The sequence below is a fragment of the Ruegeria atlantica genome, from assembly GCF_013033965.1.
Classification (GTDB): domain Bacteria; phylum Pseudomonadota; class Alphaproteobacteria; order Rhodobacterales; family Rhodobacteraceae; genus Ruegeria; species Ruegeria atlantica_D.
Genome location: NZ_WQFE01000003.1, coordinates 169,503 through 185,565, shown reverse-complemented (window position 1 = coordinate 185,565; position 16,063 = coordinate 169,503). Strand labels below are relative to the sequence as shown.

Below are 16,063 nucleotides of genomic sequence, written 5' to 3'. Positions count from 1 at the left end.
GATTGCCCGGATGTTGAAAATATCAACCTGCTGGCGGCGGCAATAAGGCTCTGCTAAGAGCGCGTCATGCTACGGATCGAAGAAATAACCTATGCGGTTGAAGGCCGCCCCCTGTTCGACGGGGCCAGTGCAACTATTCCCGATGGGCATAAGGTCGGTCTTGTGGGGCGGAACGGCACGGGGAAAACCACCCTGTTCCGGCTGATCCGGGGCGAACTGGCTTTGGAATCGGGTAATATCGTGCTGCCGAAACGAGCCCGTATTGGTGGAGTGGCGCAGGAGGTTCCGTCCTCTGATATCTCGTTGATCAATACCGTACTGGCTGCGGATGCCGAACGCAGCGCGTTGATGGCCGAGGCCGACAGCGCCACTGACCCTGCCCGGATTGCAGAAATCCAAACTCGTCTGGCTGATATCGACGCATGGTCGGCCGAGGCGCGCGCGGCCTCGATCCTCAAGGGCCTGGGGTTCGATGACGAAGACCAGTTGCGTCCCTGTTCGGATTTCTCGGGCGGTTGGCGGATGCGCGTGGCGCTGGCGGCGGTGCTCTTTTCGCAGCCCGATCTGCTGCTGCTGGACGAACCGACCAACTATCTGGACCTGGAAGGCGCGCTGTGGCTGGAAAGTTATCTGGCCAAGTACCCGCACACTGTCATTATCATCAGCCACGACCGTGGGCTGTTGAACCGCGCGGTGGGCTCGATCCTGCATCTGGAAGACCGCAAGCTGACCTATTACGCGGTGCCCTACGACAAATTCGCCGAACGTCGCGCCGAGCGGCTGGCACAGGCGGAATCGGAGAATGCTAAGGCCAAGGCCCGCATCGCGCATCTGCAGAGCTTTGTGGATCGTTTTCGCGCCAAAGCCTCGAAAGCCGTACAGGCCCAATCCCGCTTGAAGATGATCGAGCGCATCCAACTGGTCTCAACTCCGCAAGAAGCCGCCTTACGAGCCTTCACCTTTCCTGAACCCGAGGAACTGTCTCCTCCGATCATTAATCTGGAAGGCGGCGTGACGGGCTATGGCGACACCGAAGTTCTGCGTCGCCTTAATCTGCGCATCGATCAGGACGACCGCATCGCGTTGCTGGGCAAAAACGGTCAGGGCAAATCGACCCTGTCCAAGCTATTGTCCGACCGCCTGCCGCTGATGGCGGGCAAGATGACCCGCAGCAACAAGCTGCGAATTGGGTATTTCGCCCAGCATCAGGTGGATGAGCTTTACGTGGACGAAACACCACTGGACCACTTGCGGCGCCTGCGCCCGGAGGAAGTGCCCGGCAAGTGGCGGTCGCGATTGGCCGGGTTCGGGCTGAACGCGGATCAAGCCGAAACACGCGTTGGGCGCCTGTCGGGCGGTCAAAAAGCGCGGTTATCCCTTCTGCTAGCGACCATCGACGCGCCACATATGTTAATCCTCGACGAACCGACCAACCACCTGGATATCGAGAGCCGCGAAGCGCTGGTCGAGGCGTTGACCGCCTATTCCGGCGCTGTGGTTCTGGTCAGCCACGACATGCACCTTTTGTCACTGGTTGCGGATCGGCTGTGGCTGGTCTCGGACGGGACGGTCAAACCCTTCGACGGAGACCTCGAGGCCTATCGCACCATGCTGCTGGCGCGCGACAAACCGGTCAAAGCGAAACAGCAAGTGGCCAAGCCCAAGCGTCCCTCGCGCGAGGCGGTACTGGCCTTGCGGGCGGACCTTCGCAAATGCGAGGACCGGATCGAAAAGCTGACGGATATGCATGACAAGCTGTCAGCTAAACTGGCGGATCCGGCGCTCTATGAGGACGACAAGATCAACGATCTTGAAACGTGGAACCGAAAATTTACCGAGGTCGTCGAAGCCATGCAAAAAGCCGAGGCCCTGTGGGTCGCCGCCGCTGAACGACTTGAAAACGCCGAGAATATCGCATGATGGATTTTGCCTTTTTCATCACCGCCTTTACCACCCTGTTCGTGGTGATCGACCCGTTTGGCACAACGCCGATCTTCGTGGCATTGACGCAGGACATGGATGCCCGCGCGCGCCGCAAGGTCGCTTTGCGCACCTGTGCCACGGCCTCTGGTATCCTGATCGCATTTGCCGCCTTTGGCGAAGCGGTGCTGGGCTTTGTTGGAATCTCGATGGAGGCCTTTAAGGTCGCCGGCGGTGCACTGCTGTTTTTGACCGCGCTCGACATGCTGTTCGAGCGCCGCACCAAACGCCGCGAAGACCGGGTCGAGGAAGAAGATCACCACGACCCATCAGTGTTTCCGCTGGCCATTCCGTTGGTGGCCGGGCCGGGCTCGATCGCGACAATCATCCTGCTGGCCGGGCAACATCCCGGTATTCTGGGCATTGTTGAGGCCTGTATCGTCATGTTGGCAGTCATGGCCGTGGTTTTGACTTTCTTCCTGTCCGGGGGCCTGATTGCACGCCTTTTGGGCAAAACCGGACTGAACGTGCTGACACGGCTGTTGGGGATGCTGCTGGCGGCGTTGTCCGTTCAGTTTATCCTGGATGGCTTAAAGGCCTTTGGTTTTGCGTCGTAAATCCCCATATACCCTTTAGTGAATATAGTGGGGAGCGCTATGGACGGCGACAGCGTTGGACGTTTGGTATATCTGGCAGTGCTTGGTACGGCCGTTGTTGCGTGGTTTGTCGCGCAAAACCGCCAGTCACTGAACAAAACGCTGCAACAGGCAATGGCCTGGGTTTTCATCTTCATCGGCGTCATCGCCGTTGTTGGGCTGTGGGAAGACATCCGCACTACCGTAGGCCCGGCCCCGCAGATGACTGTCACCGGCCAGACCGTAGAAGTTCCGCGCGCCGCCGACGGGCACTATTATTTACCCCTTGAGGTGAACGGTGAACCGATCACCTTTCTGGTCGACACCGGCGCAAGCCAGATTGTTTTAAGCTCGCGGGATGCCGAACGTATTGGCATCGACGCCGATCAGTTGAACTATTTCGGCCGGGCAAACACTGCCAATGGCGTTGTGCGGACCGCGCCGGTGCGTCTGGACACGCTGGCATTGGGGCCAATCACGGACAAGAACATTTCGGCCTGGGTGAACGAAGGGGAATTGGACAAATCCTTGCTGGGTATGGACTATCTGCATCGGTTTTCGAATATCCAGTTCGCCAACGGTCGTCTGCTTTTGTCGCGTTAAGACGTCAACTGCCACAATTCCACAATTGAGAACAAAATGAGAACATGCTAATCTGACAGCATGTCTACACACCTTCTTGGCCGCAAACCCGCACGTGAAGTGCCGGGGATAGATCTTCATCCGCAAATCAGACTGCAACTGGCCCGCGTGCACGAGGCCTGCGGCCCCGCCCGGCGCAGTTTTGCCGTGTGGCTGGCGGGGCGGACGCAGGGGCCGGTGCTGTGGATCACACCTGCATGGGAGCCCGGCCAGCTCAACCCCGATGGCATGATGGCCTTTGCCGATCCCGCCCGGTTCATCTTTGTTCGCCCGACCCGATCCGAAGACCTATTGTGGTGCATGGAAGAGGCGCTGCGCAGTGGGGCCATCCCGCTGGTCATCGGTGATCTACCGGGTGCGCCGGGGCTGACGCCGGTGCGGCGGATGCATCTGGCTGCGGAACAGGGCGGCGCAATGGGGCGTGCTCCGCTGGGGGTGCTGCTGACCCCCGGTGACGGTGGTGCACAAGGGATCGAGACGCGCTGGCACATGGCCGCAGATCATCACGCAGGGGCCCGGCGCTGGACCCTGACCCGCCGCCGCGCCCGCGCCCTGCCCCCGGTCAGTTGGCACGCCACACAGACCAAACCGCGCGCCGGTCTGCATCTGCAGCAGATCGCCACAGAAGACACACCCGTGTGATCATGCCCCTCTCACGGGGTTTGTGACTGGTCAAAGCAAGGGCCGAGCCCTAGCGTTTCGGGATGAGCCACGCGATCCACGATAGTCGATACTCCTGGCTGCGGCTTGCGATCACCCTGATTATCGCAACCGTGGCAAATGTGGGAATGTGGGCCGTCATCGTCGTGATGCCCGCCATTGAGGACCAGTTCGGGGCCGGACGCGCCGAGGCCGCAATGCCTTACACATTGGCCATGATCGGGTTCGCCCTTGGCAATTTTTGGATGGGGCAATTGGTGGACCGGCTGGGCGTTACCAAGGCTCTGATCGGCGCCGCAACCCTCAGCGCGGTCAGCTATCTGCTGGCGACATGGGCTCCCAGTATTGCAATGCTGTCCATCGCGCATCTTTTTTTGGGCCTCGGGGCATCCATCGGTTTTGGGCCGCTGATCGCCGACATCTCACACTGGTTCATGAAACGGCGCGGGATTGCCGTGGGACTGGTGGCAAGCGGAAACTACCTGTCAGGGGCCATCTGGCCGACACTGCTGTCGGGCATACTTGAGCGCGACGGCTGGCAGCAGGTCTACCTTACGCTGGCAATCATGACGCTGCTTGTCGTCATTCCCTTGTCCCTGCTCTTACGCCGGCAGGTCCCGGCAGAAGCACACACAACCGCCGCCTCTGCCGCGCAAATCAAGGCGCGCAGTGTCGGCATTTCCCCCCGGGCGCTGCAATACATCCTCGGGCTGGCAGGGATTTCGTGCTGTGTCGCGATGTCGATGCCTCAGGTGCATATCGTGTCCTATTGCGTCGGGCTGGGCTATGGACCCACCGTTGGTGCCGAGATGCTGTCCCTAATGCTGTTCGGAGGTGTGATCAGTCGAATAATCTCGGGTCTTGTCGCCGATCAACTGGGCGGCGTTCTGACGGTCCTGATCGGCTCGGTCCTGCAATGTCTCGCACTGTTTCTGTTCCTTCCGTATGACGGAATGGTCTCGCTCTACCTAATCAGCCTGCTTTTTGGCCTGTCGCAAGGCGGCATTGTACCCGGTTATGCACTTGTGGTGCGCGAATACATGCCCCCGAAGGAGGCCGGCGCGCGCGTGGGGTTTGTCATGATGATGACGATCATGGGCATGGCGCTGGGGGGATGGATGTCCGGCTGGATTTACGACGTCACCGGAAATTACCAACTGGCTTTCGTGAATGGCATCTTATGGAACGGCCTGAACATCGGCATTCTTCTGTTCCTGCTCAGCCGCTCGCGCCCCCGCTCCCGCAGGCAAGAGGTTCCAGCATGAGATTACTGACGCGGCGCTTTCTTATCGGGGGTCTGGTGGCAATGCCCCTGGCGCGGGCAACACAAGCCGCTTTGGTCCAGTATGCATTGTCACCGACCGGGACGTCCGTCGGTTTTTCTTTCATACTGTCAGGGGTCGCACAGTCGGGAACAATGCCAATCCAGTCGGCAGATATCCGGATCGATACAGATCGGTTGCAAGACAGCCGAGTCACCGTTGTACTGAACGTCGCCGCAGCACGCACCCGACTGCCCTTTGCCCGCGGCCCGATGCTGAGCGAAAGCGTGCTGAACGCGCAGGACTTTCCGACCATCACGTTCACATCTACCCGGATACAGCTTGGCCCCACCGGTCGCATCTCCGAAGGCGCGACCATCACCGGTGATCTGACAGTTCGCGGTGTCACCCGCCCGGTGACCCTCCAGGCCAACCTGTTCCGCAAACCCGGAACCAAGGCTGACGATTTGAACGTATTGTCGATTCGGCTGTCCGGGGCATTGAACCGTCACGAGTTCGGTGCCTCCGGCTATCCCGAACTGGTCGCCAACATGGTGTCACTGAACATCCGGGCCGAGCTGATCCGCAGGACCTGACCATCAAAGGGTAAAAAACGACGCGCAGAGGTCGAATTATCACGCGCAGCGCTGGCTGATGCGGTAATGCTGGGCTCACTATGCGCACGATCATTTCTTTTGCCGCCCTGTTTCTTTCTGTCATTCTTCTGCAGCTCTCGACGGGCGGCGTTGGCCCATTGGATGCGATCTCGGGCATCACGCTTGAGTTTTCGACCGAACAGATCGGTATGCTGGGATCTGCGCATTTCATAGGTTTCTTTGTTGGCTGCTGGTGGGCCCCGCGACTGATGGGCACCATAGGCCATTCCCGCGCTTTCGCGGTTTGCACCGCTTTGGGGGCTATGGGGCTGATCGGACACACCTTGACGGACAATCCCTATATCTGGGCAGCCCTACGGATCGCATCCGGGACATGTGTGGCCGGAAGTTACACCGTGATCGAGGCCTGGCTAAACGCCAAAGTCACAAATGAAACACGCGGACGGGCGATGGGCACCTATCGCATTGTCGACATGGGGGCATCGCTTTGCGCGCAGCTGATCATCGCAGTTTTGCCGCCCGCGTCTTACGTTTCGTACAACTTGTTGGCCATTCTGTGCTGCGCTTCACTTTTGCCCCTGACGTTAACGCGGGCCAGCCAGCCCAAGACACCGGACGCCCCACGGCTACGTCCGAAACTGGCTTGGCGCAGCTCGCCGCTGGCCGTTGCCGGGGTGATCGTCGCCGCACTAAGTTCGGCGTCCTTCCGAATGGTCGGTCCTGTCTATGGGCAGGAGGTTGGTCTGGCCGTGGACCAGATTGCTTTCTTTCTGGCCTCTTTCGTTCTGGGCGGCGCGCTTGCTCAGTACCCAATGGGCTGGCTTGCGGACAAGTACGACCGGCGCTGGGTGTTGATCTGGTTGTCCGTCGCGGCTGTTCTGAGTTGCGGTGTTACGATGGCCGCCAGTGGGATAGGAACGGTCGGCGTGATGCTTGCCGCCGGGATTTTTGGGTTCACAACCTTCCCGATCTTTTCGGTGTCTTCTGCCCACGCGAATGACTTTGCCACGACCGAACAACGGGTCGAGTTATCAGCCGCCCTGATGTTCTGGTATGCCTTGGGCGCGATTGCCTCGCCCTACATCTCTTCGACGTTGATACAGCAATACGGCCCCGGAGCCCTGTTCGCCTTTGTCGCGCTGGGACATGTGTTCCTGATCGTCTTTGGCCTCGCCCGGATGCGGTCCCGTCCAACGCCGGAAGAACGGACAAATTATGTCTATGCGCCGCGCACGTCTTTCACCATTGGTCGTTTGCTGAAACGGTCGCGCGAACGGCAATAAAAAGGGCCGGGAAAATCCCGGCCCTTTTATTAGTGCTCTGTCTGCTGTTCTTCCTCGATTACACCGCCCTTTTCGATGGGTTCGACCGTAGAATCCAGCGCGCCGTTGACGACACCGCCGACGCCGTTTTCCATCGACAGGCCAAGCTCTTCGCCCAGCTTCTTGAGCGCCGGCATCTGCACCGCCATTCCCATGATCGAGTCAAGCGCCTGATTGACCACCGGCTTGTCACCATTCGACGCAGTACCGCCATTGGTGCCACCGATACCACCAACCTGATGGATCTTGATCGAGTCGATCTTCTCAGCAGGTTTCACCATTTCCGAGATGATCGACGGCATGGTCTCGATCCGTGCCAGATCAACCTTCATGCGGATCTGGTCGACTGACAGCGCATTGTCCGCCTCGACGATCGCACGCTTACCTTCGGCTTCAGCCAGCATGTCGTTCTTCTTGGCCTCGGCGCGAATGTTCAGGGCGTCTGCTTCAGCCTGAGCCTCTTCACGGCGGGCTTCGGCACGGTCCGCAGCGGCCTCTTTGTCAGCCTGCGCAGCCAGGCGGATCGCGGTTGCCTGACGCTCAGCTTCACGCGTGGCTTCGATCAAAGCGATCTGCTTAATACGCTCGGCTTCAGCCACCTTCTGAGCGGTCGCAACAGCTTCGGTCGCCTTGGTTGCCTCGGCACGGGCCAGATCGGCAGATGCACGTGCGCGGCTTTCCTCTTCGGATTTCTGCGCGATGATAATCTGGCGTTCCTGTTCGGCCACTTCCAGTTCACGCTCTTTCGAAATCTCCGCCTCACGGATTTTGCGCTCACGCTCAATGTCCGCCGAACGGATCGCTTCTTCCCGTGCAATCCGGGCGCGTTCTGTTTCACGCACCGAGTCTTCGGTTCGCGCGGCAATCTCGGCCTCTTGCGCCACACGCAGGGTTTCAACTTGCTGAGCTTGTTCGATGCGTGCCTGCTCTTCATCCTTTTCGATCAACAGCTTCTGACGCTGGGCTTCCATCGCCGCACGACGTACCTCGACTTCAGCATCCGCATCAATCTGCGCACGCTCTTTCTTGGAGGTCGCGATGACCTCAGCCAGTTTGCGCATACCGACGGCGTTAAAGGCGTTGTTCTCGTCCAGCGCTTCAAACGGAGTCTGGTCCAGCGCCGTCAGCGAGACGGATTCCAGCGACAGACCGTTTTTCAGCAGGTCCTCGGACACCGCATTCTGCACTTCTTGCACAAAGTCAGCGCGGTTTTCGTGCAGACCGTCCATGGTCATCTGAGCGGCCACAGCACGCAGACCGTCGATCAGCTTACCTTCGATCATCTCGCGCAATTGCTCGACATCGAATGTCCGGTCGCCCAGAGTTTGCGCGGCGCGTGCGATGCCCTCTTCGGTCGCCATGACCGAGACGTAGAACTCGACGCCCACGTCCACACGCATTCGGTCCTTGGTGATCAGAGCAGCCTCGCCGCTGCGCTGCACTTCAAGGCGCAGGGTCTTCATGTTGACCGGGCTCACCTCGTGCAGCAGCGGCACGATGATTACGCCTCCATCCATGATGACTTTCTTGCCGCCAGCACCGGTTTTCACCAGGCTGATCTCTCGGGTTGCACGCCGATAGAGACGACCCAGAACAAGGCCGATAAACAAAAGCACCGCTAAAATAGTCACAACTGTGACGGCTAGGAATGGAAGTTCCATGCAAAATCCTCCGTGATGGGGTTAGAAAATTTGGTTATTCAGACAAGCCGACCAGAACGAACCGGTCGCGCCGTCGGTCGCGCAGCACAAGCACATCGGTGCCTTGTTTCAGCGCGTCCTTATCCTGCAACGGCTCAGCGCGCAGGTAGTGGGTGTTGCCGAAGCGATCCAAGACGCGCACCTCAGCCGGGCGTCCACGCGAAGCAGTGCCCTGAGTGATCACGCCACGGCGGCGGGCGAGCATCCGTTCTGACGTCGCTTCGGTTTCGGTCTTGGGCAGCAGGCGGGCGAAGACACCGCCAAAGCCACGTGCAAACCAAAGGCCAAAGGCTCCGGCAGGGATCGCGGCCACCCAGGCCGGCAGGTCAAAGCCCACCAGATCACGCAGCGCCAACTGCAGGCCCATACCGGACAGACCAAAGCCCGCCAGCAGAACGACCAGCCAAATCATGAACGGCACTTTGCCGATCCCAAGCCACGCCAAGGGTCCCGCAGGGGCCGCGCCCGGCGCGTCCACCTCAACCTCGGCCAACTCAAAGTCACCTAGATCGACATCGGCATCGATATCCAGATCAAAATCGCCGACATCAAGATCCGGGGCGTCAACAACGTCCAGATCGACCTCGCCCTCGCCCGTCATCAGGCTTGCCCCAAGGACCAACGCGATCAGTTCCAGCCCAAGCAGGCCGAACAGAAGCGCAAGCGCCAAGGTAAAGGGTACAAAAGCACCCTCGAGCAGAAAGTCGAACATCAGTTGTTTGCCCTCGTTATTGTATACTTTGGTATACACACTAGATGGGAAGTCATTGCGGAAATTCAAGAGGTTGTGATTCTAATTTACAACCCATGGGTATTGCAGACATTGAAAGGCGCGCAATCTACAGCTGCAACTCAAGTCGATTTTCCCAGCCAGCCGTGCCTAAAATGACATCCCGACAAAAGCCGGGGTTTTGCTGACCCGTAACATAATGTAGACGGGCGCGCAGACAGTTACGCGGAAACGGAACATGGCTCGGATTCTCATCACTTCGGCGATCCCTTACATCAACGGGATCAAGCACCTCGGCAACCTGATCGGCTCGCAATTGCCGGCTGATCTGTACGCGCGCTATCTGCGTGGCCGGGGGAACGAAGTCATGTTCCTGTGCGCCACAGACGAACACGGCACTCCGGCTGAACTGGCGGCCGCCAAAGCCGGCAAACCTGTAGCCGAGTATTGCGCCGAAATGTATGGCGTTCAGGCAGACATCGCCAAGCGGTTTGGCCTTAGTTTCGATCACTTTGGCCGTTCCTCCAGCGAGCAGAACAAAAAACTGACCCAGCATTTCGCCGGAAAGCTGGACGAGGCCGAGTTGATCCGCGAAGTCACGGAAAAACAGGTCTATTCCAACGCAGACGGCCGCTTTCTTCCCGATCGATATATCGAAGGGACCTGTCCCAACTGCGGCTATGAACGCGCGCGAGGGGATCAGTGTGAGAACTGCACCAAGCAGCTGGATCCGACCGACCTGATCGAGCCGCGCTCGGCCATTTCCGGATCGACCGATCTGGAAGTGCGCGAGACCAAGCACCTGTATCTGCGTCAGTCGGCGATGAAGGATCAGCTGGACGCGTGGATCGACAGTAAGAAAGACTGGCCGATCCTGACCACCTCTATTGCCAAGAAATGGCTGCATGACGGCGACGGGTTGCAGGATCGCGGCATCACCCGCGATCTGGACTGGGGTGTTCCGGTCAAGAAGGGCGATCAGGACTGGCCGGGCATGGAGGGCAAGGTTTTCTACGTCTGGTTCGATGCGCCCATAGAATATATCGCCTGCGCCAAGGAATGGGCCGACGCAAACGGCAAGACCGATGCTGATTGGGAGCGCTGGTGGCGCACTGACAAGGGCGCGGATGATGTGCGCTATGTTCAGTTCATGGGCAAGGACAACGTGCCTTTTCACACGCTGAGCTTCCCCGCGACCATTCTTGGGTCGGGCGAGCCGTGGAAGATGGTCGATCACCTGAAATCGTTCAACTACCTGAACTATGACGGCGGTCAGTTCTCGACTTCGCAAGGCCGTGGCGTATTCATGGATCAGGCGCTGGACATCCTGCCTGCCGACTTCTGGCGCTGGTGGCTGCTGAGCCATGCGCCGGAAAGCAGCGACAGCGAATTCACCTGGGAAAACTTCCAGCAGTCGGTGAACAAAGACCTTGCAGATGTTCTGGGGAACTTTGTCAGCCGGATCACTAAGTTCTGCCGCTCGAAATTCGGCGAAGCCGTGCCCGAGGGCGGTTCCTATGGCGACCGCGAGCAGGCGCTGATCGATGAACTCACCAAACGCGTCCGGGCCTATGAGGGGCATATGGAGGCGATGGAGGTTCGCAAGTCTGCGCAAGAACTGCGCGCAATCTGGGTTGCGGGCAATGAATACCTGCAGGCCGCCGCTCCCTGGTCGACGTTCAAGGAAGATCCGGAACAAGCTGCTGCGCAGGTGCGTCTGGGCCTGAATCTGATCCGCCTTTATGCTGTACTCAGCGCGCCGTTTATTCCTGAAACCACGGCCAAAATGTTGAGCGCAATGAACACGTCGGACACGAACTGGCCCGACGATGTCGCGGCCGCGCTGAACGCCCTGCCCGCCGGTCACGCGTTTACCGTGCCGGACGTTCTGTTTGCCAAAATCACGGACGAACAGCGCGAGGACTGGCAATCCAGGTTCTCTGGACTGCGCGACTAAACTCCAGATCGCGACTCAAAATTTACGGAGGCCAAATGGCCTCCGTTTTCGTTTCAAGCGGGGCATAATCACAGGCTTTGCCGCCCCAATCCTATGGGATCACGGCGTAAACCTGCCTGAAACCGGGATATTTTCCGGGTCGGTCAACTGACCAACGCATTCAAGAAGCTTGAGATAAAGTTCCAAAACGGCCATCCTGCCACGAAATCAGTACGACTCGTCGGGGCATCAGTGCTGCCCCGTCGCAATATTCTTAGGTATAACGAGGCGCCCGCCATGTCCCCTGCATTAAAGAACTCCCTTTTTCGACACAGAGGTGCGGTCCTGGCCATCGCGGCGCTGACCAGCATGGGCGTCTCGTACGCGGCACTGGCACAGGATCAAGGCGACGCGCCGCCGCCAAAAGTGTCGATTGCAGCGGCCTATACCGAGGAAATCACAGATCAGGCCGTGTTCATCGGGCGCGCCGAGGCCATCAACAAGGTCGACATTGTTGCCCGCGTGAACGGATTTCTTGAAACTCAGGATGTAGAAGACGGCGCACTGGTCAAAAAAGACGACCTGCTGTTCACAATCGAGCCCGACCTTTACGAAGCCAACGTCGAGGCCCGCAAAGCCGATCTCGAACGGGCTGAGGCCAATCTGGAACTGGCCAAGATCGATCTGGCCCGAAAGGAAGAGCTTTATCAACGCGATGCGACGCCGGAAGCCGAGCGTGACACCGCCCGCGCCAACGAACTGGTAGCCGAAGCCGAGGTGAAAGCCGCAAATGCTGCCATTCAGCAGGCCGAACTGGATCTGAGCTATACCGAAATCCACGCACCGTTTGACGGGCGGATTGGGCGCGTGGCAACCAGTGTCGGCGACGTTGTGGGGCCGACCAATCCCCCGCTCGTCAATCTGGTCAGTGAATCCCCGATTTACGTGAACTTCTCGCTGAACGAAAAACAATTCACCTCGGTCCTCGAGCAATACGGAGAGAGCGCGGCCTCGCTGGCTGAAAGCAACAAAAGCCCGAATGTGCACCTGACCTTGCCCAACGGAACCAAGCTGGATGAAACAGGCGAGATTGTTTTTGTCGACAACCGCATCGACCCGCTGACAGGTGCGATCACCATGCGCGCCGAGTTCCCCAACGCGGACCGGTTTATCATCGACGGCCAATTCCTGAGCGTTCAGATCGAAGCGCTTGAGCCCACCCTTCAAGTGCTGGTCCCTCAGGCCGCATTACAACGTGACCAGCGTGGCGAGTTTGTTCTGGTGGTGAATGATAAGCAAATGGTCGAACAGCGCTATATCACAACCGGCGACGTGGTCGGCACGGCAATAATCGTTCTGGACGGGCTTCGCGAAGGCGAAAGTGTGATCGTCGAGGGTTTGCAAAGGGTTCGCCCGGGCGTTGCGGTGGATGCCGTTGTCGCCTCTGAACAGCCGGGAGAATAACGGATGTTCTCAGCCCTGTTCATTAGTCGGCCCAAGCTGGCCCTTGTTATTTCGCTTGTCCTGACGATCATGGGCGGTATCGGCTATTTGGTTCTGCCGGTCGCCCAGTTCCCGGACATTACACCGCCGGTGGTCAGTGTGACGACCACCTACACCGGCGCCAATGCCGAAACCGTGGAAAATACCGTCGCTGCCCCGATCGAGGCGCAGGTCAATGGTGTGGACGACATGATCTACATGACGTCGACCTCGGCAGATAACGGGTCCTATTCGCTCAACGTCACGTTCGAAGTTGGGACCGACCCGGATATCGCGTCGGTCAACGTGCAGAACCGCGTGGCGCAGGCCATGTCATCCCTGCCCGCCGAAGTGACCTCGTCTGGTGTGGTCACTCAAAAAGCATCCACCAACATGCTGTTGCTCGTGACGCTGACCTCGCCGAACGAGACGTATGACAGTGTCTTTCTGTCCAACTACGCCTCGATCAACCTGAAAGACGCGCTGGCACGTGTTCAGGGTGTAGGCAAAGCGGACGTTCTGACCAATCTGGAATACGCCATGCGTATCTGGATGGACCCGGACCAGATGGCCGCCCTGTCGATCACGCCGGGTGACGTGATCAATGCCATTCGGGAACAAAACGCAGAAGTTTCGGCCGGTTCCATCGGCGCGCCTCCGGTCCCCGAAGGTCAGACATTTCAATACACGATCAAAACCAAAGGGCGTCTGACTTCTGCCGCCGAGTTCGGCGATATTGTCATCCGGACCGGGGATGCCGGTTCAATCGTGCGGGTCAAGGACATCGCGCGGGTCGAGCTGGGTGCACAATACTATGCGGCCTCGGGCTATTTTGACAGTGTCCCGGCCACCGTCATCGGTATCTATCAGGCACCCGGTGCAAACGCGCTGGCCGTATCGGAGCGCGTCGAAGCCGAACTTGAGAGATTGTCCCGCACCTTCCCGACAGATGTGGAATACGCCATTCCCTTCAACACCACGGATTTCGTAGAACAGTCTCTGAACGATGTGGTCTCGACCTTGATCCTGACCTTTATTCTGGTGATTTCGGTCGTGTTCGTCTTCCTTGGAAGCTGGCGCGCGACAATCATTCCGGCGGTTGCGATCCCAGTGTCGCTGATCGGGACTTTCGCGTTCCTGCTGCTTTTTGGCATGTCGCTAAACACGATCTCATTGTTCGCGCTGGTGTTGGCCATCGGGATCGTGGTGGATGACGCGATTGTTGTGGTTGAAAACGTCGAACGCATCATCGCAGACGAAGGTCTTCCACCTGCCGAGGCAACGCGCAAGGCCATGGGGCAGATCACCGGTCCGGTGATTGCAACCACTCTGGTTCTGTTGGCAGTCTTCGTTCCGGTTACGTTTATGCCCGGAATCTCTGGACGGCTATATTCACAGTTCGCTGTGACAATTTCGACCGCTGTGGTAATCTCGTCGATCAACGCGTTGACGCTGTCGCCTGCGTTGTGTGGCCTGGTGTTGAAGGCACGGTCCGGCCCGCCCAAAGGGTTGTTGGCCGTATTCGAAAACTTCATCGGTTCCGTTCGCACCGGCTATGTCGCCATCGTCCGCAAGCTGCTAATTCTGCCTGTCGTTGGTCTGGGCATCATCGTTGCGCTGGCCATGGGCACGGGCACGATCATGTCCAATACATCCAGCGGCTTCCTTCCGCTTGAGGACAACGGATACCTTTTTGTGGACGTGCAACTGCCAGATGCTGCGACGTTGGAACGGACCGAAGCGGTCACGGAACGTGTTGATGCGCAAATTCAGCAAATTCCGGGCGTCGCCAGCACAGTTCTGATCAACGGATTCTCGATCCTCAACGGAACCTCGACAAATGGTGCCGCGATCTTTGTGAACCTCGACAATTGGGACGAACGGAAGGAAGATGACCTGAGCGCTGATGCAATCTTGCAGAAAGTTCTGGCGATTGCCTACGGTGAAACCGCTGCGTCGATAATCGCGTTCAACCCACCACCCATTCAGGGCCTGGGCAACTCGGCCGGCGTCGAGATGGAGGTGCAGCAGACCGGAGGCGGCACGCCTCAGGATCTGGCGTCAGCAGTTGGTTCGTTCGTCTACGCGGCCAACCAACGGCCTGAAATCGGTCAGGCCTATACCACCTTCCGCGCCAACGTTCCTCAGCTGTTCGTGGATTTGGACCGTGAAAAGGCCAAAACTCTGCAAGTCTCGGTGGCCGAGGTTTTCCAGACAATGCAGGCTCAGTTGGGGTCGTACTATGTGAACGACTTCAACCTCTTTGGTCGGGTCTATCGCGTGATGATCCAGGCCGACGGTTCTTACCGTGACAATGTCGAGGATATCGCGAACCTGTATGTGCGATCGACCAAGGGTGAGATGGTGCCTCTGGGTACTCTCATCGACGTCGAAAACGTACTGGGTCCGGTCTTGCTGAAACGCCATAACCTGTTCCGTTCGGCAACCGTAACGGCGGTTCCGGCCCCGGGGCTTTCCACTGGTGACGCGATCACCGTCATGACGGAGGAATCCACAACCGCCCTGCCCCCTGGGTATGCATTTGAGTGGACCGGGACTGCGCAGCAGCAATTGGCAACCGGCGGTCTTGTGGTCGTCATCCTCGGGCTTGCGATCCTGTTCGGCTACCTGTTCCTTGTTGGGCAATACGAAAGCTGGACCTTGCCGGTGTCGATCCTGCTATCGGTGATCGTCGCCTTGTTCGGGGCGGTGGCGGCTGTGGCCATCGTGGGTAGTGACATCAACCTTTATACGCAGATCGGGATGATCATGCTTGTGGGGTTGGCCTCGAAGAACGGCATTCTGATCGTTGAGTTCGCGATGGAGCAACGTGCCAAGGGTCTGTCGGTCAAAGATGCCGCCGCCGAAGCCGCCTATCAGCGTTTCCGTGCGGTGATGATGACGGCTTTGTCCTTCCTGCTGGGTGTTGTTCCGCTTTTGGCGGCCAGCGGCGCGGGTGCCGCCAGCCAAAAAGCGATCGGTGTCGCCGTGTTTGGTGGGATGCTGGCAGCCACATTGGTCGGTGTAATCGTCGTGCCGGTTCTCTATGCCCTGCTGCAGGGGTTCCGGGAATGGATCAAGGGCACCAAAGATGATCCAGGCCCATCGGAAGAGGCTGCGTGATCCAAATCAAAAGCCCCGCCAATCCGGCGGGGCT

General features: G+C 58.7%; 12 protein-coding genes. 10 read left to right on the top strand and 2 right to left on the bottom strand.

Features of this window, described 5'->3' with window-relative positions; translation table 11 throughout:
• Positions 1-66 precede the first annotated feature (66 nt).
• The 7 genes from GOW16_RS07225 to GOW16_RS07195 all read left to right on the top strand — a co-directional run bounded on the left by GOW16_RS07225 (position 67) and on the right by GOW16_RS07195 (position 7,019).
• On the top strand, positions 67-1,920 hold the full coding sequence (locus GOW16_RS07225) for an ABC-F family ATP-binding cassette domain-containing protein (RefSeq protein WP_170412490.1): 1,854 nt from the start codon (positions 67-69) through the stop codon (positions 1,918-1,920).
• The gene (locus GOW16_RS07220; RefSeq protein WP_170412487.1) at positions 1,917-2,537 is read left to right on the top strand and encodes a MarC family protein; all 621 of its coding nucleotides are present in this window, start codon (positions 1,917-1,919) and stop codon (positions 2,535-2,537) included. The genes GOW16_RS07225 and GOW16_RS07220 overlap by 4 nt, the downstream gene beginning before the upstream one ends.
• A gap of 39 nt (positions 2,538-2,576) precedes the next feature.
• A complete protein-coding gene (locus GOW16_RS07215) occupies positions 2,577-3,158 on the top strand; it encodes a retropepsin-like aspartic protease family protein (protein ID WP_170412483.1) in 582 nt (193 codons plus the stop codon).
• 60 nt (positions 3,159-3,218) lie between these two features.
• On the top strand, positions 3,219-3,839 hold the full coding sequence (locus GOW16_RS07210) for an ImuA family protein (protein WP_170412480.1): 621 nt from the start codon (positions 3,219-3,221) through the stop codon (positions 3,837-3,839).
• A gap of 62 nt (positions 3,840-3,901) precedes the next feature.
• Entirely contained in the window at positions 3,902-5,122 is a 1,221-nt protein-coding gene (locus GOW16_RS07205) for an MFS transporter (RefSeq protein WP_170412477.1), read from the top strand.
• A complete protein-coding gene (locus tag GOW16_RS07200; protein ID WP_170412475.1) occupies positions 5,119-5,715 on the top strand; it encodes a YceI family protein in 597 nt (198 codons plus the stop codon). Before GOW16_RS07205 ends, GOW16_RS07200 begins: the two co-directional genes overlap by 4 nt.
• An 80-nt stretch (positions 5,716-5,795) precedes the next feature.
• Positions 5,796-7,019, top strand: coding sequence for an MFS transporter (locus tag GOW16_RS07195; RefSeq protein WP_170412472.1), 1,224 nt, complete (start codon positions 5,796-5,798; stop codon positions 7,017-7,019).
• 29 nt (positions 7,020-7,048) lie between these two features.
• On the opposite strand, the gene GOW16_RS07190 is transcribed toward GOW16_RS07195, so the two are convergent.
• Together GOW16_RS07190 and GOW16_RS07185 are read right to left on the bottom strand one after the other, a co-directional pair.
• Positions 7,049-8,719, bottom strand: a complete 1,671-nt coding sequence (locus GOW16_RS07190) for a flotillin family protein (protein WP_170412469.1) — start codon at positions 8,717-8,719, stop codon at positions 7,049-7,051.
• A gap of 34 nt (positions 8,720-8,753) precedes the next feature.
• The gene (locus tag GOW16_RS07185) at positions 8,754-9,470 is read right to left on the bottom strand and encodes an OB-fold-containig protein (RefSeq protein WP_170412466.1); all 717 of its coding nucleotides are present in this window, start codon (positions 9,468-9,470) and stop codon (positions 8,754-8,756) included.
• 256 nt (positions 9,471-9,726) lie between these two features.
• Between GOW16_RS07185 and metG the strand changes: the two genes are divergently transcribed.
• From metG to GOW16_RS07170, 3 genes are all read left to right on the top strand, one after another.
• On the top strand, positions 9,727-11,445 hold the full coding sequence (gene metG, locus GOW16_RS07180; RefSeq protein WP_170412463.1) for a methionine--tRNA ligase: 1,719 nt from the start codon (positions 9,727-9,729) through the stop codon (positions 11,443-11,445).
• 348 nt (positions 11,446-11,793) lie between these two features.
• Positions 11,794-12,888, top strand: coding sequence for an efflux RND transporter periplasmic adaptor subunit (locus GOW16_RS07175; protein WP_438826266.1), 1,095 nt, complete (start codon positions 11,794-11,796; stop codon positions 12,886-12,888).
• A gap of 3 nt (positions 12,889-12,891) precedes the next feature.
• Complete coding sequence (locus GOW16_RS07170) at positions 12,892-16,029, top strand: efflux RND transporter permease subunit (protein ID WP_170412457.1); 3,138 nt, start codon at positions 12,892-12,894, stop codon at positions 16,027-16,029.
• Positions 16,030-16,063: the final 34 nt, after the last annotated feature.